This window comes from Streptomyces sp. NPDC043685, assembly GCF_056436585.1.
In genome coordinates this window covers 178,505-202,447 of sequence record NZ_JBWKCH010000010.1, presented here as the reverse complement: position 1 = coordinate 202,447, position 23,943 = coordinate 178,505, and the positions used below count along the sequence as shown (strand labels likewise).

The following is a 23,943-nucleotide window of genomic DNA, read 5'->3' as shown; positions in this document are numbered from 1 at the left end:
CGAGGACCGCGGGCGGGCCGAACTCGAGCGTGGCAGACGGCAGTTGTTCGACGGGCCGGTGGGCGACGCGCGCGAGTCCCTGCTGCTGGCGGCTTCCCTGCTGGCCGCCGAGGACCCCGGCTCGGCGCAGGCCGCCCGCCTCTGCGCGGTGGACGCCGCCTGGGCCTCGGGCGACGCCCTGGCCTGTCTGACCGTTCTCGACAGCATGGAGGACCCGGTGCGGGGGTCCGCGTCCGCCGTACCGCATCCCACCGGTCCCGCGTACCCGGCCGTTCCTGCCGCGGGCGGCGCCCGGCCGGAGCCGTCAGGTCCTGAGCCGGTCGGCGACTCGTTCCTCCGGGACTACCGTGACGGCATGCGGGCCCTGCTGGCCCGGCGGCCCGAGCACGCCGCCCGGCCGCTGCGGCGCGTATTGGACCAGGCGCACACCGAGGGCAGCCCCGAGCGGCTGCTGCGCGCCGCCGCGGCGGCCCTGCTGCTCGGCGATGTCCGAGTGGCCCGTGCGGCCGGGGCGCGCGCCCTCGCGGCCGCCCGCAACGCGGAGTGCTCCACCCTGGAAGCGCGGGCCCTGGAGTACCTGGCCTACGGCGAACTGAGGGCCGGTCGCCACGCGCAGGCACGCGCGCACGCCGAGGAGGGGGTACGCACGGCACTGCTGGCCGGCCACCGCAACATCGCTGCCAGCCACCACGCGATGCTCGCCCTGGCCGCTTCGATCGAGGGGGACACCGTGGCCGTCGCCGGCCATGCCTCGGCCGCCCTGGGCACCGCCCGGCGCCACGGCCTGGCCCAGACCGCGACCCTGGCCGAGTGGGCCATCGCCCGTGCCGACCTGGCCCGCGGCCGCCCCCTGGAAGCCGCCGACCGGCTCGGCCCGCTCGTCGGCCCCGGCCCCCGGCGCGGTCACTTCGCCGTGTGGATGCTCGCCGTGCCCTGTTTCGTGGAGGCCGCGGTGCTCGCCGGGCAGCCGGAGGACGCGCGGGGGATCCTCGACGACCTCGCCCGCTGGGCGGCCTTCGGCGCCGATCCGCACGCGCCCGCCCAGCTGGCGCGCTGCCGCGCCCTCCTCGCCGCCGAGGACGCCGAGGCCGACGGCCTCTACCGGCGGGCACTCGCCCTGCACGACGAGTCGGGCGGCGACTTCGAGCGGGCCCGCACCGAACTCCTCCACGGCCGCTGGCTGCGACGGCGACGCCGGCTGCGGGAGGCCCGCGGCCGGCTCGGAGCCGCCCTGGTCGCCTTCGAACGCTGCGGCGCCGGCGCCTGGGCCGATCAGACGCGCGGCGAACTGCGCGCCAACGGGGCCGTCTCCGGCGCGGAGCCGTCCGCGGGCCTGTCCCGGCTGACCCCGCAGCAACTGAGGATCGCGCGCCACGTCGCCGAGGGCGCCACCAACAGGGAGGTGGCCCAGCGGCTGGCGGTCAGCACCCGCACGGTCGACTACCACCTGCGCAACGTCTTCGCCGCTCTCGGCGTGCGCTCCCGCGTCGAGCTGGCCCGCATGGTCGACCAGGAGAGCCGCTGAAGTGCCCTTCGCGGCGAGAAGAGTGCCGCACGACTCTGGGGACCGACCGGACGGTATGTCATTCTTCGGGGCAGGACTTGTTGGGCCGCAGCCGGGGGAGGACCGCGATGCATCCCGCCGCACGCACACGCACGACGTTCCGCACCGCGCCGACCCCCGTTCCGCAGCCGCGGACACGGCGGATCCGCTCGCTGATCGACGCCGACGCGCTGCGCGTACTGCACCGTGCGGCCCGTGTTCTGCTCGACGACCTGCCGGACCTGACCGACCGCTTGATGGAGGTCCTGCGCGAGCAGGAACCGGCGTACCGCACCGCGCTGGAGAACGACCACGCCGCCACCTGGCAGGAGGCGTACCGCTCGCTGCGGCACAGCGTGACCTCGCTGCTGGACCCGCGCGGGACCCGCGAGGCGGCCCACCGCTGCACCTGGCGGATCGGCGTCGCACGGGCCGAGCAGGGCCTGCCGCTGGACGCCCTGCTGCACGCCTTCCGGCTGGGCGGGTCCCTGGTGTGGCAACGGCTGGTCGAGGAGACCACGCGCTCGGAACCCGAGGACATCCGGCTCCTCGTGCACGTGGCCACCGACGTGTGGAACTTCGTCGACGAGCACTGCACCCTCGTCGCGGACGCCTACCGGCAGGCCGAGCGGCAGCTTGCCTGGCGGCGCGAGAACCGGGTGCGACTGCTGGCGACGGCACTCCTCGACGGCACCAGCCGGATCGCCGACCTGCCCGAGACCGCAGAGGGACTGGGACTGCCGGAGCAGGGCCGGTACGTCGTCGTGGCGGTCGCCGGCGTCCGGCCGCGGAACCTCACGGGCGTCCCGGCCCGGGCCCGCGCGTCCGGCACCCCCGCGTACTGGCACACGGGGACGGACGTCGACCACGGCATCGTCCTGGTCGGGGAGAGAGGAGACGGAGCGCAGGAGGGGGACGGACCGGACGGGCCGGACCCCTTGGCGGCGCTGGTCCTGCCCGGCGACGAGACGGCGACGGGGTGCCGCATCGGCGTCGGCACCGCCGTGACGGGCCTCGCCGCCGTCGGCGACGCCCGGCGCCTGGCCGACCTGGCCCTGAGCATCTGCCCGCCCGAGGGCGGCACGGTCCGCCTGACCGAGCACCTGCCCAAGGCGCTGGTCGTCTCCTGCCCGGAGATCGGCGCGAACCTCACCGAGCGGGTCCTCGGCCCCCTCCTGCGGCTGGAACCGGCCGACCGGGACGTCCTGCTGGACACCCTGGTCGCCTGGTTCACCTGCGAGGGGTCCGCCCAGCGCGCCGGTGAACGGCTGTACTGCCACCGCAACACCGTCCTGAACCGGCTGCGCCGCTGCGAGCAGCTCATCGGCCGCTCCCTGGCGCGCCCGCTCGACGTGGTGGAGATCAGCCTCGCACTGACGGCACGCCGCCTCCCGCACGGCTGACCGCCGCCCGGGCCGGCCTGTGCCCGCACGGCAGGGCCAACGCCGGTCCCCGGCAGCCAACTCCGGGCGGCAGCCGACCCCGGACAGCAGCCGACCCCGGACGGCATCCGCCCCGAGACGGCAAAGACGGCATCCGGCCGTCACTGTCCCGGGCCTTCGAACCGTCCCGAGACTCTGATCGTTGCGCGCCTCACCCTGGCTCCTTTCGGGAAACCGCAGCCCCTGGCGCCCCCTGGGCAGCCGCACAGTCCCCGCCGACCCGCGTTGGGACCGCGCAGCCACCCCGCCAGAACGGCTGTACCGCGCCCCCGCACCCGTGCTGTCGTGAGCTGCCCTTCCCCCGAAGCACCCGTGCCCGACGGCACGGATCCGAGGAGCCGTGATGCCCGAAGCACCACCGGACGAGGAGCCCGCCCTGAACGTCGAGGGCCTGGACGTGACCTACGGCCGCGCCCTGTCCGCCCTGCGCTCCGTGTCCCTGACCGTCCCGCACGGCGCAGTCGTCGCCCTGCTCGGTGCCAACGGCGCCGGCAAGACGACCCTGCTGCGGGCGGTGTCGGGCACCCTGCGCCTGCACCGCGGGGCGATCACGGCCGGCCGCGTCCGCTACGGCACGACGGAACTCGACGGCCGGGACCCGGTGGCCGCGGTACGCGCCGGAGTCGTCCAGGTCCCCGAGGGACGCCGCGTCTTCGCCGGACTCACCGTCGACGACAACCTCCGCTCCGGCGGCCTCGGCCTGGGGCGACGCCGCCCGGACCAGGTCGCCGAGGCCCGGGACCGTGTCTTCGCCCTCTTCCCGCGCCTCGCCGAACGCACCCGGCAGGCGGCGGGGCTCCTCTCCGGCGGTGAACAGCAGATGCTCGCCATCGGGCGGGCCCTCATGGCCGCACCCCGCCTGCTCCTGCTCGACGAGCCCTCCCTGGGTCTCGCCCCGCAGATGGTGTACCGCATCGCCGAGGTCGTCCGCGAGATCAACGCCCAGGGCACCGCCGTCCTGCTCGTCGAGCAGAACGCCGGCATGGCGCTGTCCCTCGCCGACACCGCCCACGTCCTGGAAGTCGGCGAGGTACGGCTCTCCGGGCCCGCCGACGAACTCGCCCGCACCGACGCCGTGAAGCGGCTCTACCTGGGCGAGAGCACCGAGGAAGGCACCGCGACCGCGCGGAGAGCCGGAACCACCGAGGGGCAGGGAGCCGCGTGACCGTCCGCACCACCGCACCCCCCGAACTGGCCGTGACGGACGTGACCGTCCGGTTCGCCGGGCTGACCGCCCTCGACGCGGTGTCCCTCACCGTCACCCCGGGGTCTGTCCACGCGCTCATCGGCCCCAACGGAGCCGGCAAGTCCACCTGTTTCAACGTGCTGTCGGGGCTGTGCCGCCCGGCCACGGGCACCGTACGGCTGGGGGACGCCGACCTGACCCGGCTGGCGCCCCACCGCATCGCCGCCCTGGGCGTCGCCCGCACCTTCCAGAACATCGTCACCACCCAGGGCACGGTCGCCGACAACCTCATGCTCGGCCGCCACGCTCTGACCCGCGCCGGGTTCGCCGCCAGCGCGCTGCGCCTGCCCCAGGCCCGGCGCGAACAGCGCGAACACCTCGACCGCGCCCGCGAGATCGCCGAACTCACCGGCCTGGCCGCCCACTTCGACAGCCCCGTCGCCCTGCTCTCCTACGGCGACCGCAAACGCGTCGAGTTCGCCCGCGCCCTGTGCCTGGAACCCAGCGTCCTGCTGCTGGACGAACCGGTCGCCGGGATGAACGCGGCCGAACGCGCCCGCACGGTGGAGGTCGTGCACGCCGTACGCGCCGAACTCGGCCTGTCCGTCGTACTGGTGGAGCACGACATGGGCTTGGTGATGCGGCTCGCCGACGAGGTCACCGTCCTCGACTTCGGCCGCGCCCTCGCCCACGGCACACCGGACGAGGTCCGCCGCGACCCCGAGGTGCTGCGCGCCTACCTCGGCACCGGCGCGGAAGGGGAGGAGGCGGCATGACCACCCTCCTGGACAACCTTTTCAACGGCCTCGCCCTCGGCGCGGTCTACGCCCTGGTCGCCCTCGGCTTCGTCATCATCTTCAAGGCCTCCGGCGTCATGAACTTCGCCCACGGCTCCCTGCTCCTGCTCGGTGGCTACCTCACCGCCGTACTCCACGACGACCTCGGCTTCGCCGGTGCCCTCGCCGTGGCCGTCCTGGCGACCGGAGCCGTGGCCGGCGCCATGGACCGCTTCCTGCTCCAGGCCGGCGGGGGAGCGGACCCGCACGGCGCCCATGTCCAGACCATCGTCACCATCGGCCTCGACATCATCGTCCTCACCGACCTGTCGCGGCGCATCGGCGGCGACCTGCTCCCGCTCGGCGACCCCTGGGGCGACTCCGTCAGCGGGCTCGGCCCGGTGACCGTCGCGGACAGCCGGATCGCCGCGATCGCGGTCTCCGGCGTGGTCATCGCCGGTGTCTTCGCCCTGTTCCGGTACACCCCCTGGGGGCTGTCGCTTCGTGCCGCGGCCGAGGACGTCGAAGCGGCCTCCCTGATGGGCGTGCGACTGACCCGGATCCGCATGCTCGCCTGGTGCCTGGCCGGAGCGCTGGCCGCCCTGGCGGCGGTCTTCCTCGCCGCCTTCCCCGCACCCGGCCTGGAGCGCACCACGGGCCAGATCGCCCTGAAGGCGTTCCCGGCGGCGATCCTCGGCGGGATGGCCTCACCGCCCGGGGCCCTCGCGGGCAGCCTGCTCATCGGCTTGACCGAGGCGCTCGTCGCGGGCTACCAGTCCGAGCTGCACGTCCTGGGCGAGGGGTTCGGCGACGTCGCCCCCTACGCGGTGATGGTGCTGGTGCTGCTGGTCAGGCCCACGGGGCTGTTCGGAGCGAAGGCGGCGGTCCGTGTCTGAGCGACTCTCCCGCACCCGCGCTCTCCGCCCGGTCCGGATCCTCGCGGCCGTCGCCGTGCTGTGCGCCCTGCCCTTCTACCTCGACGCGTTCTGGCTGCGCATCGGACTGTTCTCGATGGCGGCGGCCATCGGCGCGGTGGGCCTCGGCCTGCTGTCCGGCACCGCGGGCCAACTCTCCCTCGGCCACGCCTTCTTCCTGGCCGTCGGCGCCTACGGCTACGTATGGCTGGCCGGAGAACCCGGACCCGGGCTGCCGACCGCCGCGGCCGCCGTGCTAGCGGTCCTGCTAGCCGGGGCCGCCGGTGGCCTCTTCAGTCCCGTGGCCGGCCGGGTGCGCGGCATCTACCTGGGCGTCGCCACTCTGGCCCTGGTCTTCCTCGGGCATCACGTCCTGCTCACCGCGGACTCCGTCACCGGCGGATTCAACGGCCGCTCGGTGCCGCCGCTGGAGCTGGGCGGGTTCTCCTTCTCCGCCGACTCCGAACTGACCCTGCTTGGCGTGCCGTTCGGCGCCGAGGAACGACTGTGGTACGTGGGTCTGGCGCTGTTCGCACTCACCTGGTTCACCGCCCGCGGACTGCTCCGGGGCCGTCCCGGACGCGCCCTGGTGGCGCTGCGCGACAGCGAGACCGCGGCCGCGGTGATGGGCGTCGACGTCTCCCGCTACCGCGCGGCGGCCTTCGTCGTCTCCTCGATGTACGCCGGTCTGGCGGGGGTGATGCTCGCCCTCTCCTTCCGCCGCGTGGTGCCCGACTACTTCGGCCTCGTGCTGTCGGTCGACTACCTCGCCATGATCGTCATCGGCGGGCTGGGGTCGGTGGCCGGAGCCACCGCCGGTGCCGTCTTCGTCACCGCGCTGCCGCTGCTGATGACCCGCTACGCCGACCAACTGCCCCTCGTGGCCGCCCCCGGCACGACCGACGGCACGGTCGGCCCCACCGAGGCCGCCCGCTACCTCTACGGCGCGGCGATCGTCCTGATCCTGCTGTTCGCCCCCGACGGACTTAACGGCCTGGTCCGACGGCTGCGCGCCCGCCCGCGCGATCGCCGAACCGCCCCCTCACCCCCCGCGGACACCACCTCTCCGTCCCGACGGCACACATCGGCCGCACGAGCCAAGGAGCCCACCCCGTGAAGCCCACGCACCACACCGCACCCCGCACCACGACGCTTGTGGCCACCGCCCTGGCGGCCCTGCTGCTCGCGGGTACCGGATGCAGCTCCAAGGCCGGCTCCTCCGGGAGCACCAGCGACGGCGCCGACGGCGTCAGGACCGGCCCCGGGGTGACCGCCAAGGCCATCCGGCTCGGCGCCCTCACGGACCTCACCGGCCCCTACGCCACCCTCGGCAAGAGCATCGTGCAGGCCCAGCAGATGTGGGCGGACGAGGTCAACGCCCGCGGCGGCATCTGCGGCCGGCGTGTCGAGATCGTCGTCAAGGACCACGGCTACGACGTCCAGAAGGCCGTCACCGCCTACGCCGACCTCTCCACCGACGTCGTGGCACTGCCCCAGGTCATCGGCTCGCCCGTGATGGCAGCCCTGCTCGACGACATCGAGCGGGACAAGGTGCTCACCTTCCCGCAGGCCTGGGCCGCCTCCCTGCTCGACCGCGAGGCCGTCCAGGTCCTGGGCACCACCTACGACATCGACATGATCGCCGCGGTCGATTTCCTCACCCGCACCAAAGGCCTGGCCAAGGGCGACACCATCGGCCACGTGTACTTCGAGGGCGACTACGGCGCCAACGCGCTCGAAGGGTCCCGGTGGGCCGCGAGGAAGGCCGGCCTGAAGATCGCCGGACAGAAGATCAAGGCGACCGACACCGATCTGTCCGCGCAGGTCTCCGCGCTGCGCAAGGAAGGCGTGAAGGCGATCCTCGTCAGCGCCGGACCGGCCCAGACCGCGTCGCTGGTCGGCGTCGCGGCCTCCCGCGGCCTGAAGGTGCCCGTCGTCAGCAGCGCCCCCGGCTACGCCCCGCAGCTGATGAAGACCCCGGCCGCCCCCGCGCTGGCGGCCATGCTGCACGTGGTCAGCGCCGCGCCCGCGGTCAGCTCGGACCTGGCCGGGGTGCGGAAGATGGTCGCCTCCTACAAGAAGAAGTACCCGGACTCCCTCGTCGACTCCGGCGTGCTCTCCGGCTACAACGCCGCCCGGCTGATGGGCACCGACCTGAAGAAGGCCTGCGAGAACGGCAGTCTCGCCCGCGAGGACGTGGTCAAGGCCCACCGCTCGCAGTCCAGTGTCGACGTCGGCCTCGGCACGGCGCAGAACTTCTCCGACAAGGCGCAGCCGGCGAGCACCTCGACCTATGTCCACCGGCCCGACGCCGACGCGGTGGGGGCCGCGGTCAACGCGGAGGACGCCCACACCGCACCGGGAGTGAAGGAGTACCTCGTCGCCCGGAACTGACGAAAGGCCAGGACCGGGTGAGGGCCGCCGTCCTGCCGTGTGTGGCCGGGCGGCCGGCCACTCCGGCGCCCTCTCAGCCGAACCGCAGGACGCGCGGGGCGAAGGTTCCCTCGGGGCCGGCGGCGCGTCCGACCGACCACACCGTCGCGGTGCCCGGCACCGGAGCCAGCCGCAGCAGCGAGGAATCGCCCTCGCCGGCGACCGCCGGTTCGCTGTACTCGGTGAACGACCGACCGTTCCAGGCAAGGAAGTCGGGCCCGGGGACGAGCGGCGGAGAGCTTCCCGGCGAGCCCCACTTCTGCGAGCGGGCCACCGCCACCCAGACCCGCTCGCCGGACGGGCCGGGCGCCAGCGAGGTGACCGAGCCGAAGTCCGCGGGCAGGTCCACCCGGTTCCAGGTCTGCCCGTCGAAGCGGACCAGCAGAGGAGGGATCGGCTTGCCCGCCGGGCCGCCGATGAACCCGCCCGTGCCGCCCGCCCACACCTCCGTCGGCGAGACCGCCAGCACACTGCCCACGGCCGCCCGCGGAAACCCGTGCACGATCGTCTGCCGCCACGCCTGCCCGTCCCAGTGCGACACGGCGGCGCCCGCCGCGGTGGCACCCGCCGCCCAGACGTCGTCGGCCGCCAGGATGTGCAGGCCGTGGACGGATCCCGGCGGCACCGGCACGTCCCCCCAGCCGCGCCCCGCCCAGCGCAGCAACACCTGCGCGCCGTCCCGCGAACCGAGCAGCCAGGTCTCCCCGCCGCCGGCGACGACCTCGGTGGGTACGACACCGCGCGGCGTCCGGCTGTCGTGCCAGGCGCCGTCGAAACGGAGCAGACGGGCCCCGCCGGCCGCGTCACGGCCGACCGCCCACACCGAGGCCGGCGAGGTCGCGGCGACGGACAGCAGCTCTCCCTGCCAGCCGATGCCGGGCAGACTCTGGCGCTGCCACGCGGTTCCGTCCCAGCGCAGCACCAGCGGGAAACCCGGCGCCTGGCGGCCGACCGCGTCGACTCCCACCGCCCAGGCCCGGTCCGGCCCGAACGCCACCGCCCCGTTCAGCCCGGCCTGGGGGCGCACCTGGGCCGGGACCGGAACGTGCTGCCACGACGACGTGTCCGCCGCGGCCGGGCCGAGTGCGGCCATGACGGCCAGGACGAGAGCGAGACCTGTGACGAGAAGTCGGCGGGCCATGGTCAGCCTCCCAGCCGCTCGCTCATCAGGTTCGGTTTCGAGCCGTAGATCTCGACGGTGCCGAAGGACAGCAGGGAGGACCCGCTCCTCGCCAGTGCACGCGGTGTCACGTCGATCGCGTTCGGGCGCTCCGGCCCGTAGGAGAAGGAGGTGTGCCGGCCGTCCGCCGCCACGCGCGCGTACTTCGACTCGAACGCCCGGTCACTGCGCACCGGCAGCCACAGCGCGCCGTCCGGGCCGCGCACCATGGCCTCGGCGAAGGTGTCGCCCAGCGGCGGATACATGGTGCGCCAGGCATGGCCGTTCCAGGTCAGCAGGTAGGTGCGGACCACGCCGTCGGTGTACCGGCTGCCGCCGATCGTGACCCGGCCGGACGGTTCGAGCAGGATGGTGTGGACGTTGCTGTTCGGCGGCAGCGGAACCTTCGCGTCCCGCCACGCCGTGCCGTTCCAGCGCAGCACGCCGGTCCCGGTGCTGGTGTCCGCCCAGGCCCAGGCGTCGGTGGCGGTCCGCGCGGTGATTCCCATGAAGTACAGCACCCCGTCCGGGGCGGACTGCGTGGTCCAGCCGGAACCGTCGTGGTGCAGCACCTTCAGCCCGGTGTCGTCCTCACCCACCACCCACGCGGCCCCCGGAACGGCGGCGAAGTCCTGGTAGGTCCACAGGGTCCGCGGCAACGGAACAGTGGACCATCCTCCCGCCGACCGGCGCAGGATCTCACCCGTCTCCGCGCGCTGGTGGAAGATCCACGTCTCCTCGCCGACGAACTGCACCTTGGCGAGCCGGCCCGGCTCACCGGCACCGGGGAAGGCCATGTCCCGGCTCCACGCCGTGCCGTCCCACCGGTACAGCATCGGCCGCAGTCCGTCGGCAGCCTGCTCGAACCCGGTCGCCCACGCCTCGCCCGGCCCGCGCGCGGCGAGATCGGACACGGTGACCGGCAGGACGGCCGCCGGCACCGGCAGCGCCGACCAGCCCCGCGTCACGGCGGCAGCCGGCGACACCACCGCGACACAGGCGACGACCAAGCAGACGATGACCGCGCGGAGCCCGTTCACGAGACCTCCCAGGACGCGAAGGCCGCTCACCCTAATGTCGTCCACCACCGATGAACAGACACACGAACGAACAGACGGCACCCGGCACATCGGACAGTCACTCAGGACGCCCGGGCCGGACCACGAGCGCGGACGGTGAAGTGAACGTCGGTACCAGCCCGGGGTCGTTGAACGCGGTGATGCGGGCGATCCGGGCCCCTGCCAGGGTCAGCACCTGGATGCCGTACGGCTCGTAGCGGCCCCCGCCCGTGTGCTGGTGGGCGATCAGAGCGGGCTGGCCGTTGGCGCGGGTGGGCAGCAGGCGCCACAGGTTCTCGCGGAGGACCCTGTGAGCCAGGAACCCGATGACGGCCTGCCGGCCGGTGAACCACGTCGGGGTCGGCGGCATCTCCAACTCGACGTCCGCGCGCAGCAGTCGGACCAGCGCATCGGGGTCGGCCCGGGTGAACGCGTCGACATAGCCGTCCAGCAGGGTCCGCCGGGTCTCCTCGTCCGGCTCGGGCAGGTCGTCCCACGCCGGTCCGGCCTCGGCCAGACGGGCCCGGGCCCGCCGCAGGGCGCTGTCGACGGCCGCGCTCGTGGTGTCGAGCATGGCGGCGACCTCGGCCGTCCGGAACGCCAGCACGTCACGCAGCGTCAGCACCGCCCGCTGCCGGGCCGACAGCAGCTGGAGCGCGGCGATGAAGGCGAGCCGCACCCCGGTCCTGCGGACCGCGACGACCGCGGGATCGTCGGCCCCGACCAGCGCGTCGGGGGCCGGCTGGAGCCACGCCACCGACGGCTCGCGAGCGGCGACGGCCACCCGATGATCGTCCGATGGGGCCCCCAGCCCTGACGGAAGCGGCCGTCGCGAGCGGGTCTCCAACGCGGTCAGGCAGGCCATGGTGGCGATCTTGTACAACCACCGCCGGACCGAGGAGCGGCCCTCGAACCTGTCGAACCCGCGCCACGCTCGCAGGTAGGTCTCCTGCACGAGGTCCTCGGCGTCGTGGATGGAGCCGAGCATCCGATAGCAGTGGGCGAGCAGCTCCGGCCTGAACGGCTCGGCCAGGGCGGCGAAGTCGTCGTCCGATGACATCGTGGTCTCTCCGGGGTGTGTAGGAGGCGGCTTCAGCTGATCGGGTGCAGCCCGGCTCCGGCCACCCGGTACTCGGCGTCGCTGCCGGGGTTCCGGGCGACCTCCAGGACGGCCTTCGCCAACTGCTCGGAGGTGAGCACCGGCTGCTCCCGGCCGGCGAGGAAGGCGGCCGGGTCGACGCCCTGGCGCGCGGCATAGCCGTCGACGGCGACGGAGCCGACACCGCCGGCCGGAGTCATGTTGGGAAGCAGCACGTGGAACCGGATGCCGAGGTCCGCCCGCCGCGCCTCGTCGGCCGCGTACCCGCGGAGGTAGCGGATGGCCGCCTTGGCGCTGGCGTATCCGCCACTGAGCGGGGAGCCGCCCAGGACGGCTCCGCTGGACATCGAGACGACCACGCTGCCCGGCGCCAGCGGTTCGCGCAGAGCGGCCCGGGTCCAGGCGAAGACGTGGCGCGTGTCGGTGAGCCAGTTGCGGCTGAAGGACTCCCAGGTCTGTTCGTGCACGGGGGCCATGTGCGGCGTGACGCCGGCGTTGAGGACGAGCAGCCCGGGCCGGTGCCGGTGGATCACCTCGTGTGCGAGCGCTTCGTCGGTGGCATCGGCGGCGAGGGGGGTGAAGCCGGCGCCGATCTCGTCGCGTACGGCGTGCAGCTCTCGCTCGGTGCGGGCGATACCGATGACACCGGTGCCCGTGGCGACGAGCGCGGCGGCGATCGCGCGCCCGAAGCCACGGCCGGCGCCGGTCACGACGGCGGTTCGGAAAAGGTCGGTCATGGCGAGCTCCGTGGTGGTGGCGGGTTCGGTCGCTGTACAGACCGGCCGCGGCAGGGAAAACCGTCGCTCCGCCCGAGATGCGGCAGTGACTTGGGTCACAGGGGCTCGGATCGGTCCGCGCCCGGCACCACCGTCGCCGGGTGAAGGACATGGCGTGGGATGTGGTGAGGGCAACCGGACGCCTAAGGTGCCGATCACCCGCGGGTGGGTACACGGCGCGGCATGTCCGAGGTGATTCAAGCAGGTGGGTGGGGGTTGCTGGCAGGAAGCGCGCTCCTGCTGGGAGCGGCGTTCGGCTACGGGGTGCGCGTGCCGCAGAAGGTCATCGCCCTGGTGATGGCCTTCGGCGCCGGAGTGCTGCTGTCGGCCGTCTCCTTCGAGCTGGTCGGCGAGGCCTACGAGCAGGGCGGGCTGGGCCCGGCGGCGGTGGGGACTCTGGGCGGAGCGGTGGCCTACACGGCGGGCAACCTGTGGCTGGCACGCCGTGGCGCCCGGCACCGCAAGCGGTCGGGCCACCACACGGGGCAGGCGCAGCCGTCCGAGCAGCAGCAGAGCGGTTCGGGCCTGGCGCTGGCGCTGGGCGCGCTGCTGGACGGAGTGCCCGAGTCCGCGGTGATCGGCGTCAGCCTGCTCGACGGCGGTGCGGTCAGCCTCGTGACGGTCGCGGCGGTGTTCATCAGCAACATCCCCGAGGGCCTGTCCAGCTCGGCGGGGATGAAGAAGGCCGGGCGCGGCAAGGGCTACGTCTTCGCGGTGTGGGGCGCCATCGCGGTCGCGAGCACCGTCGCCGCGATCCTCGGCTACGCCGTCCTCGGCGGCTTCTCGGCCACGGTGATCGCGGGCGTGACGGCCGTGGCCGCCGGCGCCATTCTGGCCATGATCGCCGACACGATGATCCCCGAGGCGTTCGAGGAAGCCCATCTGGCGATCGGGCTGGTCACGGTCAGCGGTTTCCTGGTCTCCTTCGCGCTGTCCCACGCCTGACGTTGGGGACGGCGAGGCCGGGACGAGGCCGGAGTGCCCGCTCCGGCCTCGGCGCCCCACACCCCCGCCACGAGGACGAGGCATGGCGGCGCCGACGGGACCATCCCGGCCGGGTGTGGGCGCGGCCTCCGGAGCCTCCGAGACCGCCGAAGTCAGAGAATCCGGGTGACGGGTGACGGGTGACGGGTGACGGGTACGAGCGTGACCGTGCTCGGGGGCGTGACTACCCGGTCGTGAGCATCGCCTCGGCGACTTCGCCGACCGCCGTGCCGGGAATCGCGGTGGCGGCCTTTTCGAGGACGAGCAGCCGGGCCCCCGGGATCGCCCGCGCGAGCGCCTCGCCGTTGGCCACGGGGAAGAACCGGTCGTGACGGCCGTGGACGACCAGCGTGGGGACCCTGATCTCGGGCAGGCGCTCGCGCCACCGGGGTGTGCAGTCGAGCCTGGAGAACACCATGCCCAGATGGTTGGCCATCCGGACCGCGGGCGCGTCGCCGGGCGTGCGGTCCCAGACGCGGGCGGCGGTCGCCCGGGCGGCGACGGGATCGTCGCCGAGGATCTCCGCGCCTTCGGCGGCGAACTCGGCCACCGCCTCACGGTCGGCCCAGTCGGGCATCGGACGCGCGAACAGCCGGCTCATCGTCGCCCGATCGTGGTCGGGGAGGTCGGCGTCGGGCGGGCCGGGTGCGACGGCGCGGGTGCCGACCAGGGTGAGCGCCGAGAACGCGCCCGGATGGTCGAGCACGGCCACCTGGGCGACCATCCCGCCCACGCCGATCCCGGCGAGGTGTGCCGGCCGCCCTCCGAGCGCGTCGGCGAGGGCCGCCGCGTCGGCTGCGAGGTCGCGCAGGGTGTACGCGGGCGCCTGCGGGTCCGCCGTCGTCGACTCCCCGCTGTCGCGCAGGTCGTAGCGCACCACGCGGCGCCCGCCGGCGGCGAGTCGCTCGCACAGTCCGTCCGGCCAGGAGAGCATCGTCGTCGCGCCGACGAGCAGGACGAGCGGCGCGTCGTCGTGGCCGAACGACTCGACGGCCAGGGTGATCCCGTTGATGTCGAGGGTGGTCATCGGATCACCGCAGGACGTCGTAGGTCAGGTGTGCCACGGTCGATGTCGAGGTGACACTGCGCTGCACCAGCGTGCGCGGCACTCCACCGGTGAACAGGGGCGTGCCGGCGCCGAGCACGACCGGCGCGAGATGCAGCGACAGCACGTCGACCAGCCCCGCGTCGAGCGCCGAGCCGACCGTGGCGCCGCCGCCCATCAGGACCACGTCGAGGTCCTCGCCGCGGGCCGACGACGCCTCCTCGGCCCGCACGCGCGCCGCGGCGACGGCGTCGGACAGGCCGGTGGTGACGAACGTCCAGTCGAGGCCGGAGAGCCGCACCGACTCGGGAGGCGCGCTCGTCACCACGACGAACGCAGGCTTGCCGACCTCGCGGGCGCCGTAGCCGGTCGTGTCGTCCCAGCCGTGCGGTCCGTCCACCACGTCGAAGAGCCGGCGGCCGAGGACGACGGCCCCCGAGCGTGCCGTCCCTTCGCACAGGAACCGGCGGTCCTCGGGGTCGTCGGAGAACGCCCACGTGTGCAGGGCCTCCCCTCCGGTGCCCAGACCGTTGGCCGGGCCGGGGTCGGGGCCGGTGACGAAGCCGTCCAGGGAGAGGGAGATGTCAGCGATGATGCGCGTCATACCGGGGCAGACTCGGTCCGCTCCCGGAACTCATCGCTCACCTTCGCGCGAGCCTTCAGCGGACATGCCCGCGGCCCGGCCGGCCGGGAGAGGGGTGCCGGCGGTCCTGGCCTCCAGGGCGTGCAGGACGGCCACCATGTCCTCGTCGCCGTGCCCCTGTCGCACCGCCTCGTCGTAGAGGGCGTGGCACACGTCGAGGAGCGGGGAGGCAAGGTCGGTCCTGCGTGCGGCTTCGGCGATCAGACGGTTGTTCTTGAGCACGTCGGCGGCGGCCGCCTGGACCGAGAAGTCGCGCTCCAGCAGCTTCGGCGCCTTGCCCCGGGAGACGGCGCTGGCCATCGGCCCGGCGTCGAGGACGTCCCGCAGAAGGCGTTGGTCGAGGCCGTGCCGCTCCGCGAAGTGGAACGACTCGGCGAGCCCGGTGACCACGGTGATCAGGAACAGGTTCACCGAGAACTTCAGCAGCAGGGCGCCGGGTACGGCACCGCACCCGAACGTCTCCTTACACACGGGGGCCAGCAGCGGCCGTACGGCGGCCGTCGCGTCCTCGTCGCCCGCCAGCATCCCCACCAGTTCGCCCCGCTCGGCGGGGACGCGGCTGCCGGACACAGGGGCCTCGACGTAGCGCCCGCCCGCGGCCCGGATGTCGTCCTGGAGGGCGCTGGAGAACTCCGCCGAGGTGGTGCCCATGTGCACGACGGTCCGGTCGGCCACCCGCCGGGCGAAGTCCGGGGTGCCGCGCGCCAGCACCGCGTCCACGGCCGTCTCGTCGGCCAGCATGAGGAACACGGTGGCGGCGCGCCGGAAGACGTCCCCGGGGCCCGTCGCCACCTCGGCTCCGGCGGCGCGCAGGGCTTCGCTTCGCTCGGCGGTGCGGTTCCAGACCACGAGGGGAGTCCCGGCGCGAGCGAGGTTCAGCGCCATGGGCCGGCCCATGACTCCCAGACCGATGAAACCGACGTGCATGACGCACCGCCCTCTCCGGCTCGCGCGGCAGCCGGGCCGCCGTCGTCACCCTCGACTATGACCACGGTCATAGTAGCCGCGATTATGACGGCGGTCATAGAGTGGGATCCGGTAGTGGCATGCGAGAAGGGTGCGGAGGTCGACGATGGCGAAGGCCGAGCGGGGACCGCGTGAGCGGATGGTCTTCAGCGCCGCCCAGCTCATCAGGCGTGACGGAGTCGCCTCCACCGGCATGCGCGAGGTCGCCGTCGACGCCCAGGCGCCACGCGGTTCGCTCCAGCACTACTTTCCCGGCGGCAAGACGCAGTTGGTCGACGAGGCGGTGGGCTGGGCGGGCGGGTACGCGGCGCGCCGGGTCGCCCGGTTCCTGGCCGCGCTGCCCGAGCCGGCGCCGAGCGGGTTGTTCGCGGCGATGGTGCGTCAGTGGACCGACGAGTACGAGGCCTCCGGTTTCACGGGCGGCTGCCCGGTGGCGGCCGCCACGGTGGACTGCGCCGAGTCGGTCCCCTCCACACGGGAGGCCGCGTCCGCCGCGTTCGCCACCTGGACCGGGGCGGTCGCCCGCGCCCTGACGGACCTGGGCGTGCCCGAGGAGCGGGCCCCGGCCCTCGCCACGCTGATGATCAGCAGCCTGGAGGGGGCGATCCTGCTCGCCCGGGCCGAGCGGGACGTCCGGCCCCTGACGACCGTGGCCCGGGAACTCGGGCCCGTCCTCGACGCGGCCGTGCGGAAGCAGGACGGCTGAGCGGGCATGACCACGGCCAGGGAACTCGGGCCCGTGCTTGACGCGGCCGGAAGCAGGACGGCTGACACGGCTGACCGGGCATGACCAAGACCGGTGCCCGTATCCCCCGGCCACGGTGACGCCCGGGTGCTCACTCGGGCCAGGCGGAGTTCTGGATGACCTCGACGAAGTCGGTGCGGCGGAAGCCGGGGACGAAGTGCTCCAGGACGTCCGCGTTCACCGTGCCGAACGTGGTGTCCGGGCGGTGCCTGAACCCTTCCGTGAACGCGCGCAGGATCTGCCGCTTGAAGTCCGGGCGGGGGTGCGCCGCGACGACCTCGTCGATCTGGGCCCGGGTGAGGTGGGCCAGGTTCAGGCCGAGCACGTCGGACTCCACACCGGCCGTCGTGGCCGCGATCTCGGGCGCCAGCTTGTAGGGCACCTCCGGCGTGGTGTGCAGGGCGACGGCCGTCCAGACCGTCTCCGCGTCGCCCTCGGACAGGCCATGGGCCAGCAGGAACGCGCGGGCCTGGTCGGCACCGTCCATCTCGAACCGCTGGTCGTCGCCGCGGTACGGCGCCACCAGGCCGGTGTCGTGGAACAGCGCCGCCACGTACAGCAGCTCGGGGTCGGGACGGATGCCCAGCGCCGCGGCCTGAAGACTGCCGAACAGATACACCCGCCGGGAGTGGTGGAAGATCAGCGGCGGTGTGGTGGTGCGGATCAGGTCCGTGGCGTCCTGGACAAGCTTGCTGTCGGGAATCTCGACGCCGGCGATCTTCTCACTCATGACGGGGTCTCCTCGGGGTGGTGGTCGATGTCCCTCCACCCTCGGCCCGCCGCGGCCCCCGCAGCCGCTCCCCGACGGCCGACAAACCCTCGAAAACGGCCACGCCCTCCCTCGACCCGTGGCTTCACACCGCGCGGCGCTGCTCCACGTCGAGGAGCCGGAACACACTCATGCCCCGTCACCGGGCGGGGTGCCCGGTGCGGGATCCGGCGCCCGTCGTGGTGAAACGGCGCTGGTACCTGGTCGGTGAGAGGCCCAGGTGGCGGGCGAACGCGCGGCGCAGGCTCTCGTAGCTGGGGAAACCCGACCGCGCCGCCGCCTCCGTCGCGTTGTGCCCGGAGTCCAGCAGCGCCTTCGCCATGTCGAAGCGGATCAGCTCCACGTACCGCATCGGCGTGGTGTCCAGCTCCGCACGGAACATACGGGTCAGATGCCGGGGGCTGACCCGCACCCGCGCGGCGAGGGCCTCCAGACTGTGATCGGCCGTGGGGTCCGCCTGCACGGCGTCCTGCACCTGCCGCAGTACCGGCGTCTGCGGGGCCGGCCCCTGGAGCGAGGCGGAGAACTGGGACTGCCCGCCGGCACGCTGCATGTACACCACGAGCGAGCGGGCGACACCGCGGGTCAGGTCGGGGCCGTGATCGTGCTCCACCAGCGCGAGCGCGAGGTCGATGCCCGCCGTGACACCGGCCGAGGTGTACAGGGTGCCGTCCTGGACGAAGAGCGCATCAGGCTCGACGCGGGCGGTCGGGCAGCGCCGTGCCAGCAGCTCGGTGTGCCGCCAGTGCGTCGTCGCCCGTCTGCCGTCGAGCAGGCCCGCCGCGCCCAGGACGAACGCGCCGGTGCAGATCGACGCGACCCGGCCGGCACGGGAGGCCAGAGTCCGCGCGGCGGCGACGAGGTCCGGGTCGACCGTCGCCTGCGGCACCTCGTCACCGCCCACCACCAGCAGGGTGTCGAAGGCGGGAGCGTCGGCGGCGTCACCGTCGACCGGCACCCGGATCCCGATGGACGACGACACAGCGGTCCCGCCGACCGACACGACACTGAGCCGGTAGCGGGCGCCGAACCGGTTCGCTTCGCTGAAGACCTCGGCCGGCCCGGTCAGATCCAGCATCTTCATGCCGTCGAATACGAGTACACCGACGCTGTGCTCGCTCGGCTTCATCGTCCTCACCCTCAGCGATCCCCGGCTCCCCGCGAGAGCCCGTACCCGCACATTGTCCTGCCGCGGGCACGGCCGTACCGGCGCCGTCACCGGCCCTGCGACGCGGCCCTGTCCCGAATCGGGTGACTCATGGCCGTACGCGAGCGGCGCCGGGCGCGGCACCGCGGCACGGTGGAGGAAAGGCACAGCGGCCACCGCGGCGAGCGCCCGCGCCGGTGGCACACGGCATCCGAAAGAAGCGCACCATGACTGACATCGTCGCCGGGGTGGAGATCCCCGGGACCACGGTGGCCGGAGAGGCCACCCGCCACGTCCGGGACATGATGAGCCCCCTCATGTTCGACCACTCCCGGCGGGTCTTCCTCTTCGGCACGCTCCACGCCCGCGCACTGGGCCTGCGACCGGATCCCGAACTGCTCTACATCGCCGCCATGTTCCACGACACCGGTCTCCTGGTGCCGTTCTCCGACGCTGTGCAGCGATTCGAGCTCGACGGCGCCGATCACGCGCGCAGGTTCCTGCTCGACCGGGGGTTCTCCCCAGGCGCCGCCGACGTGGTGTGGCAGGCGGTGGCCCTCCACTCGACGCCGGGGATTCCCGGCCGAATGGGCCCGGAGATCGCTGCGACGAATCTCGGCGTGCTGACCGACGCGATCGGCTGGGGCCTGGACGGCCTGGACGGGGAACAGGTGGAGGAGATCACCGCCGCCCATCCGCGCGGGGACTTCAAAAGGGAGTTCTTGCAGGAATTCGTCGACGGACTCAAGAACCGTCCGGACACCACGTACGGCACCGTGAACTCCGACGTCCTGGAACACTTCGTTCCCGACTTCCGGCGCATCTCCATGGTCGAGCGTGTCACCGGATCCGCCTGGCCGACGTGATGCGGCGCCCGGCCGGCAGCAGCGGCGCACTGCCGACGGGGGCACGCCAGGGGGTCAACCGCAGTTGGTGCCGTGCTGGTTGAACCACACGCCGTCCAGACGCCCGTACCAGTCGACGCACTGGCCCTTGGCGTTGAGACGGAGGGGACCGGCGTACGAGCTGTAGTCGCCGCTGTCGTAGTTGTCGTGGATCTCGGACCCGCTGATGTTCAGGTAGAGCTCCATCGGGACGGGAGCGCCGCCGGCGTTGCGGATCATGACCAGGCAGTTCTCGCCGGTGGCGGAGCTGTACGTCAGATAGGCGGTGCCCTTGCTGCCGACAGGGGCGGAGTTGACGACGGTGTAGCCGGAACCGCAGGCGACGTTGTAGGCGGCCTGAGAGGTGGCCGATGCGCCGGGAGCGGCGGCCATCAGGGTCGCGGTGGCCGTCGCCGCCAGCGCTGTGGTGGTGAGGACGCGGTGAGTGCGGGACATGCGTGACATCGGTTTCCCCCGTGAGTCGGTCGTGGCCCGTGAAACGGAATGACGACCAGTACGACCGGCGACCGTCTCCGACGGTTGTCCACCGCCACGGCGACAACCTCGTGCCGAGTGTCACCCTCCCGCGACAAGCGTCCCGGAACGGGGCCGGCGCTCCCGAGGGGCCGCGCTACCCCTGGTACTGGGAGAGGTCGATGCCGTACACCGCGAGGTCGTGACCCTGGACCGGGTCCTGCGCGGTGCCCGACATCTCCATGCCGAGTTTGTCGAGGACGTTCAGGGAGCGCCGGTCACCTGCTCGGCACACCGCCGCCACATGATCGAGACCGCGGTCCTGCACGGCGAACTCCAGCGTGGCGTGCGCCGCTTCGGAGGCGTATCCCTGGCCCCAGAACACTCGCGCGAGCCGCCACCCGATGACCACCTGACCGGCGACCTCGGCCGGAACCTCCGCCACCGACAGGCCGACGGCACCCGCCAGCTCACCGGAACCCAGGAGCTCCACCGCGAACACGCCGAACCCCTCCTCGTCCCACTCCTCCTCCCAGGCCTCGATGTCCTCGGCGGTCTGCTCCAGCGAGCGCGGCCTGCCGTCGCCGATGCCCCCCATCACCACGGGATCGGCGTGGATCTCGGACAGGGGGAGGAGGTCGTCGTCGAGCCATCGGCGCAGGACGAGACGCGGGGTACGGATTTCGGTCATGGCCCCATCCTTGCCGACCCGGCCCGACGAGCGCGAACCGCGGGCCCCGCCCTAGGCGGCCGGCCTCTTCTTCGGAGGCCCTTGCGGTTGCCCTGTGCCGCTTCCGCGCCCCGGTGACGAGCAGCGGGTTCCGTGTTCCGCCCAGGCCGGCACTACGCCTCCCATCGCCGCCCCGGCCATGAACGCACCGGGCGTCAGGAACCGGACTCCGAGTCACCGCGGGAACCGGCCCGCGGGGGAGGCTGCGGGAGCGCGGCGAGCAGATGGTGCACCGGTTCCCTCACATGGGACGGAAGCTCTTCGAAGCCGCTCAGCACTCGGGAACGCAGGGCATTCACCTCCTCGGGCGGCAGACTCGCCGCACCGAGCAGCAGCTGGAGCAGATCATGGGCCAAGGACGTGGCCGGCCGCCCCGGTGAGGTGTGGAACGTCGTGACGGCGGGCCCGAGCCAGGTGAAGACCGGGTCCATGGCGTGCCGCACGACCCCGTCGTTCGTGCCGCCGGACACGTCGAGTTTGTGCCGGAGTTCGTTCCAGTAGGTACGGGACCAGCCGGGGCCGTCGTTTCCCCGGGAGTGTCCGAACAGCCAGTTCATGTCCAGCGGATCGGGCACGTCCACCGCGCCGGTACGAAGAGTGATCTCCATGTCCCGGCCGCCCTCCGACCAGGTGCGGCGGACCGAGAGGGACAGGGCGAAGTCCGTCCACTGTTCCTCGTCGAACGAGGATCGCCAGAGCAGGACGTGACGGTGCCAGGCAGCGGCATGGTCGCTCCACTGGGGAAACAGCTCCCGTGTGCTGACACAGCCCTTCAGGAGCAGGATCACCAGGACCAGGTTGGCCCCGTAGACGCCGTGACGGGCCGAGGTCCGCAGCCGAGGGGAGGTGGGGAAGCGGGTGGGCCGGTAGGCGGGGTGGGGCTCGTGCGCGCGGGTGCCGTGCTGCTCGAGTACACGGGTCAACAGGGTCGCCAGCCGCATGCGCTCAGCCACCCGGACCCGGCCCACCATGGATCCGGCGAACCGCAACATCTGCCGTGAGGACAGCGGGGCGTACGAGAGCAGGGTGTAGGCGAGGTCGTCGTCCACGCTGCTCACGGCCGCGGACAGCGAAGGGCGGTGGCGCAGAAGGTCGGTGAGCACATGCAGCGCGAGGCGTACGACCAGGTACTCGCCGAAGGAGGCGTGCAGGAACTCGTATGTGGCCAGCACCCGTCCGTCCCTTACGGACTGGGCGCGCTGGACGAAGAAGAAGCGGCCCAGTGCCACTTCGGCGGCGTCGAGCGGGGCGCGGAACCCCGAGGGTTCGGCGTGGGCTCGCCCGAGGAGGGCCGTGAGGTCCTCGTCGATCTCCGCGGCCGACACCCACTGGCGACGCCGGTTGTGCACGGCGAAGGCGACCAGGGAAAGGCGTTGCAGCTCCCTCTCGGCGCGGGCACGGGCCTCGTCGTCCGGTACGGCGGCAGGGCCGGGGCCGGTCTTGCCGATCTCACGGAGTGCGAAGGCGATGAGCAGTTCCTCGTACAGTTCGGCCTCGTCGAGTGGGCTGTCGTTGTTGCTGTTGGTGTCGCGGTGCAGAGCGTTGTCGGTGGCGTCGTAGAGCGCCAGCATCGTCAGCAGCAGCGGTTGTGCGGCGAGCGCTTGGTGGCGCTCCACTACCTCCCACCTCAACGGTCGCAGACCGCGCGCCGCGAAACCATCGGCGTTGGCCGCGTTCCAAAGGGCGAGCCAGGCGCGGATCTGATCCGGCCGGAAGGGCTCCAGACGCAGGGCGACGAGGCCGTCGGGGTAACGGGCGCGGTCGGCGACGGCGATGCGGCTCGTGACGAGGGCGCGAATGGGGCGGCCCTGCTCCGCCTCGCGTTGCTGAAAGCGGGCGACGCGCATGAGGAAGTCACTGTGATGGACACCGGTGGTCTGCAACAGTTCGTCGAAACCGTCCAGGAGCAGGACCGGAACGGCGCCCCCGGCCGAGCGAACCAGCTCGGGCCAGGACACCCGCTCTCCGGTGGCGGTACGCACCGCCTGCTCGATCTGGGTCTGTACGTCGTCTTCGGCGTGGACGTCCCGCAACGGCACGCGGACGGGGAGAAAGCCGGCGGACGGCAGCCGGGCGGCGAGGACCCGGGTCAGGACGGACTTGCCCGCACCCGGGTGCCCGAGCACGAGGAGCGGGGCGACGGCCGCTCCGGCGGATGTGAGCACGCCCGCGAGGCATCCGGTGAGGTCGCGCCGTACGGGCACCTCGGCCCACCACGACTCGGTGGCCGGGCCGCCGGGACCGGCCACCTCGCGCACGCGGAAGTCCGGATCGAGGTACATCTCCCGCAGCGTCGGCACCCGGATGTCCTCGGGGCCGGACGAGGCGTCCAGAACGGTGCGGGACAACACGGCCTCGGAGGCACGCACCAGAGCCGCTGCGACGTCCACCGGGGGACGTGCCGTGCGGGCCAGCTCGGCGAGCAGCTCGGTCACGCCCTCCAGGGAGTGACGCACCTCGGTACGGGTCGCCCGGTGCTCGATCTGCGTCGTCCAGAACCCGAACTCCGGCGCCTCTTGGGCGAGCTGTGCGTAGAGGGACTCGTACTGCCGGACCGCCGCGCGGGGAAGCTCGGCACGGACGGCCCGCCGGGCCGCGTCCTGGGCGGTCTCCGTCTGCGCGCCCCAGACCTCGAGTCCCTCGGCGAAGTCGAGGAACCGCGCTGACAGTGCCTCGTACCAGCGTCGCAGGTCGGCCGCCACGGTTTCGGGCGGCCGGTGAGGTGCGGGGCTCGGCGCGTCGACGGCGGCGAGCGAGCGGGCGAACGCGGCGCCGCGCCCCTGCACGAGAGGCGCCCCCGCGAGGCCGATCTGCTCGCGGCGGGTCAGCTCCAGATCCTCGAGACGCAAGGGGAGATGCTCCTCCAGAGTCTGGAACCAAGCCAGGACGACGATCACGGTGTGGGCGGCGTGCAGCATCTCCGTCCGCTCGGCACGGCCGTCCGTGACGCCCAGACGCCGTCCGAGGCCTTGCACGGCGCCACGGCCGAGCGCCAGGACGCTGCCACGCGCGTCGGCGATCCGCAGGATCCCGTCGCTCGCCCCGCCCGTCGCGAGGCTCAGCGCCCCGCCGAGTGCCCGGTCCAACGCGGCGACTGCGGGCGGGTCGCCTCCCAGCAAGGCCAGCGCGTCCGAGAACGACAGCAGCCCGCGTACCCCCACCGCGCCCCC

At 73.1% G+C, this 23,943-nt stretch carries 21 protein-coding genes and 1 pseudogene; 10 read left to right on the top strand and 12 right to left on the bottom strand.

Going from position 1 to position 23,943, the window contains the following annotated elements; genetic code table 11:
- Nucleotides 1–4: 4 nt before the first annotated feature.
- The 7 genes and pseudogenes from AC0665_RS30470 to AC0665_RS30440 all read left to right on the top strand — a co-directional run.
- Nucleotides 5–1,525 (top strand): annotated as a pseudogene (locus AC0665_RS30470) (LuxR C-terminal-related transcriptional regulator); the annotation flags it as partial.
- Between the two features lie 107 nt (nucleotides 1,526–1,632).
- Complete coding sequence (locus AC0665_RS30465; RefSeq protein ID WP_478706223.1) at nucleotides 1,633–2,946, top strand: PucR family transcriptional regulator; 1,314 nt, start codon at nucleotides 1,633–1,635, stop codon at nucleotides 2,944–2,946.
- Nucleotides 2,947–3,328: 382 nt separating this feature from the next.
- On the top strand, nucleotides 3,329–4,150 hold the full coding sequence (locus AC0665_RS30460) for an ABC transporter ATP-binding protein (protein WP_468413922.1): 822 nt from the start codon (nucleotides 3,329–3,331) through the stop codon (nucleotides 4,148–4,150).
- The gene (locus tag AC0665_RS30455) at nucleotides 4,147–4,947 is read left to right on the top strand and encodes an ABC transporter ATP-binding protein (protein ID WP_468639332.1); all 801 of its coding nucleotides are present in this window, start codon (nucleotides 4,147–4,149) and stop codon (nucleotides 4,945–4,947) included. The genes AC0665_RS30460 and AC0665_RS30455 overlap by 4 nt, the downstream gene beginning before the upstream one ends.
- Complete coding sequence (locus tag AC0665_RS30450; RefSeq protein WP_478706222.1) at nucleotides 4,944–5,843, top strand: branched-chain amino acid ABC transporter permease; 900 nt, start codon at nucleotides 4,944–4,946, stop codon at nucleotides 5,841–5,843. The genes AC0665_RS30455 and AC0665_RS30450 overlap by 4 nt, the downstream gene beginning before the upstream one ends.
- Nucleotides 5,836–6,978, top strand: coding sequence for a branched-chain amino acid ABC transporter permease (locus tag AC0665_RS30445; protein WP_478610433.1), 1,143 nt, complete (start codon nucleotides 5,836–5,838; stop codon nucleotides 6,976–6,978). Before AC0665_RS30450 ends, AC0665_RS30445 begins: the two co-directional genes overlap by 8 nt.
- Nucleotides 6,975–8,255 (top strand): ABC transporter substrate-binding protein, encoded by a 1,281-nt coding sequence (locus tag AC0665_RS30440; protein ID WP_478706221.1) that lies wholly within the window; start codon nucleotides 6,975–6,977, stop codon nucleotides 8,253–8,255. The genes AC0665_RS30445 and AC0665_RS30440 overlap by 4 nt, the downstream gene beginning before the upstream one ends.
- A 73-nt stretch (nucleotides 8,256–8,328) precedes the next feature.
- Here AC0665_RS30440 and AC0665_RS30435 read toward each other — a convergent pair whose 3' ends face one another.
- The 4 genes from AC0665_RS30435 to AC0665_RS30420 all read right to left on the bottom strand — a co-directional run bounded on the left by AC0665_RS30435 (nucleotide 8,329) and on the right by AC0665_RS30420 (nucleotide 12,347).
- On the bottom strand, nucleotides 8,329–9,435 hold the full coding sequence (locus AC0665_RS30435; RefSeq protein ID WP_478706220.1) for a hypothetical protein: 1,107 nt from the start codon (nucleotides 9,433–9,435) through the stop codon (nucleotides 8,329–8,331).
- Between the two features lie 2 nt (nucleotides 9,436–9,437).
- Nucleotides 9,438–10,493: a hypothetical protein gene (locus tag AC0665_RS30430; RefSeq protein WP_478706219.1), complete on the bottom strand. Its 1,056-nt coding sequence runs from the start codon at nucleotides 10,491–10,493 to the stop codon at nucleotides 9,438–9,440.
- Between the two features lie 97 nt (nucleotides 10,494–10,590).
- Entirely contained in the window at nucleotides 10,591–11,571 is a 981-nt protein-coding gene (locus AC0665_RS30425; RefSeq protein WP_478511092.1) for an RNA polymerase subunit sigma-70, read from the bottom strand.
- A 32-nt stretch (nucleotides 11,572–11,603) separates the two neighbouring features.
- The gene (locus AC0665_RS30420; RefSeq protein WP_468413938.1) at nucleotides 11,604–12,347 is read right to left on the bottom strand and encodes an SDR family oxidoreductase; all 744 of its coding nucleotides are present in this window, start codon (nucleotides 12,345–12,347) and stop codon (nucleotides 11,604–11,606) included.
- A 222-nt stretch (nucleotides 12,348–12,569) separates the two neighbouring features.
- Here AC0665_RS30420 and AC0665_RS30415 point away from each other — a divergent pair, with 222 nt between their 5' ends.
- On the top strand, nucleotides 12,570–13,331 hold the full coding sequence (locus AC0665_RS30415) for a ZIP family metal transporter (protein ID WP_468413940.1): 762 nt from the start codon (nucleotides 12,570–12,572) through the stop codon (nucleotides 13,329–13,331).
- A 223-nt stretch (nucleotides 13,332–13,554) separates the two neighbouring features.
- Here AC0665_RS30415 and AC0665_RS30410 read toward each other — a convergent pair whose 3' ends face one another.
- The 3 genes from AC0665_RS30410 to AC0665_RS30400 are packed head-to-tail and all read right to left on the bottom strand — an operon-like array spanning nucleotide 13,555 to nucleotide 15,985.
- Nucleotides 13,555–14,397, bottom strand: coding sequence for an alpha/beta fold hydrolase (locus AC0665_RS30410; protein WP_478610427.1), 843 nt, complete (start codon nucleotides 14,395–14,397; stop codon nucleotides 13,555–13,557).
- Nucleotides 14,398–14,401: 4 nt separating this feature from the next.
- Entirely contained in the window at nucleotides 14,402–15,019 is a 618-nt protein-coding gene (locus AC0665_RS30405; protein WP_478610426.1) for a dihydrofolate reductase family protein, read from the bottom strand.
- A 30-nt stretch (nucleotides 15,020–15,049) separates the two neighbouring features.
- Entirely contained in the window at nucleotides 15,050–15,985 is a 936-nt protein-coding gene (locus AC0665_RS30400) for an NAD(P)-dependent oxidoreductase (RefSeq protein WP_478511098.1), read from the bottom strand.
- A gap of 145 nt (nucleotides 15,986–16,130) precedes the next feature.
- Here AC0665_RS30400 and AC0665_RS30395 point away from each other — a divergent pair, with 145 nt between their 5' ends.
- Nucleotides 16,131–16,730 (top strand): TetR/AcrR family transcriptional regulator, encoded by a 600-nt coding sequence (locus AC0665_RS30395; protein WP_478610425.1) that lies wholly within the window; start codon nucleotides 16,131–16,133, stop codon nucleotides 16,728–16,730.
- A gap of 130 nt (nucleotides 16,731–16,860) precedes the next feature.
- Here the strand turns inward: AC0665_RS30395 and AC0665_RS30390 are convergent, their stop codons facing one another.
- Nucleotides 16,861–17,499: an HD domain-containing protein gene (locus AC0665_RS30390; RefSeq protein WP_468413950.1), complete on the bottom strand. Its 639-nt coding sequence runs from the start codon at nucleotides 17,497–17,499 to the stop codon at nucleotides 16,861–16,863.
- A 178-nt stretch (nucleotides 17,500–17,677) separates the two neighbouring features.
- A complete protein-coding gene (locus AC0665_RS30385; protein ID WP_478610423.1) occupies nucleotides 17,678–18,667 on the bottom strand; it encodes a GlxA family transcriptional regulator in 990 nt (329 codons plus the stop codon).
- Between the two features lie 245 nt (nucleotides 18,668–18,912).
- Here AC0665_RS30385 and AC0665_RS30380 point away from each other — a divergent pair, with 245 nt between their 5' ends.
- A complete protein-coding gene (locus AC0665_RS30380) occupies nucleotides 18,913–19,551 on the top strand; it encodes an HD domain-containing protein (RefSeq protein ID WP_478706218.1) in 639 nt (212 codons plus the stop codon).
- Nucleotides 19,552–19,605: 54 nt separating this feature from the next.
- Here the strand turns inward: AC0665_RS30380 and AC0665_RS30375 are convergent, their stop codons facing one another.
- From AC0665_RS30375 to AC0665_RS30365, 3 genes are all read right to left on the bottom strand, one after another.
- Nucleotides 19,606–20,025, bottom strand: coding sequence for a spore-associated protein A (locus AC0665_RS30375; protein WP_478706217.1), 420 nt, complete (start codon nucleotides 20,023–20,025; stop codon nucleotides 19,606–19,608).
- Between the two features lie 175 nt (nucleotides 20,026–20,200).
- Nucleotides 20,201–20,734, bottom strand: a complete 534-nt coding sequence (locus AC0665_RS30370; protein WP_478706216.1) for a GNAT family N-acetyltransferase — start codon at nucleotides 20,732–20,734, stop codon at nucleotides 20,201–20,203.
- 194 nt (nucleotides 20,735–20,928) lie between these two features.
- Nucleotides 20,929–23,934, bottom strand: a complete 3,006-nt coding sequence (locus AC0665_RS30365) for an NACHT domain-containing protein (protein ID WP_478706215.1) — start codon at nucleotides 23,932–23,934, stop codon at nucleotides 20,929–20,931.
- Between the last annotated feature and the right edge of the window lie 9 nt (nucleotides 23,935–23,943).

What these genes read in the sequence shown, in the direction of transcription:
- AC0665_RS30435 (WP_478706220.1), bottom strand. Translation starts at nt 9,435, where the DNA reads ATGGCCCGCCGACTTCTCGTCACAGGTCTCGCTCTCGTCCTGGCCGTC.
- AC0665_RS30410 (WP_478610427.1), bottom strand. Translation starts at nt 14,397, where the DNA reads ATGACCACCCTCGACATCAACGGGATCACCCTGGCCGTCGAGTCGTTC.
- AC0665_RS30465 (WP_478706223.1), top strand. Translation starts at nt 1,633, where the DNA reads ATGCATCCCGCCGCACGCACACGCACGACGTTCCGCACCGCGCCGACC.
- AC0665_RS30375 (WP_478706217.1), bottom strand. Translation starts at nt 20,025, where the DNA reads ATGTCCCGCACTCACCGCGTCCTCACCACCACAGCGCTGGCGGCGACG.
- AC0665_RS30380 (WP_478706218.1), top strand. Translation starts at nt 18,913, where the DNA reads ATGACTGACATCGTCGCCGGGGTGGAGATCCCCGGGACCACGGTGGCC.
- AC0665_RS30370 (WP_478706216.1), bottom strand. Translation starts at nt 20,734, where the DNA reads ATGACCGAAATCCGTACCCCGCGTCTCGTCCTGCGCCGATGGCTCGAC.
- AC0665_RS30450 (WP_478706222.1), top strand. Translation starts at nt 4,944, where the DNA reads ATGACCACCCTCCTGGACAACCTTTTCAACGGCCTCGCCCTCGGCGCG.
- AC0665_RS30405 (WP_478610426.1), bottom strand. Translation starts at nt 15,019, where the DNA reads ATGACGCGCATCATCGCTGACATCTCCCTCTCCCTGGACGGCTTCGTC.
- AC0665_RS30415 (WP_468413940.1), top strand. Translation starts at nt 12,570, where the DNA reads ATGTCCGAGGTGATTCAAGCAGGTGGGTGGGGGTTGCTGGCAGGAAGC.
- AC0665_RS30460 (WP_468413922.1), top strand. Translation starts at nt 3,329, where the DNA reads ATGCCCGAAGCACCACCGGACGAGGAGCCCGCCCTGAACGTCGAGGGC.
- AC0665_RS30425 (WP_478511092.1), bottom strand. Translation starts at nt 11,571, where the DNA reads ATGTCATCGGACGACGACTTCGCCGCCCTGGCCGAGCCGTTCAGGCCG.
- AC0665_RS30395 (WP_478610425.1), top strand. Translation starts at nt 16,131, where the DNA reads ATGGCGAAGGCCGAGCGGGGACCGCGTGAGCGGATGGTCTTCAGCGCC.
- AC0665_RS30420 (WP_468413938.1), bottom strand. Translation starts at nt 12,347, where the DNA reads ATGACCGACCTTTTCCGAACCGCCGTCGTGACCGGCGCCGGCCGTGGC.
- AC0665_RS30400 (WP_478511098.1), bottom strand. Translation starts at nt 15,985, where the DNA reads ATGCACGTCGGTTTCATCGGTCTGGGAGTCATGGGCCGGCCCATGGCG.
- AC0665_RS30390 (WP_468413950.1), bottom strand. Translation starts at nt 17,499, where the DNA reads ATGAGTGAGAAGATCGCCGGCGTCGAGATTCCCGACAGCAAGCTTGTC.
- AC0665_RS30385 (WP_478610423.1), bottom strand. Translation starts at nt 18,667, where the DNA reads ATGAAGCCGAGCGAGCACAGCGTCGGTGTACTCGTATTCGACGGCATG.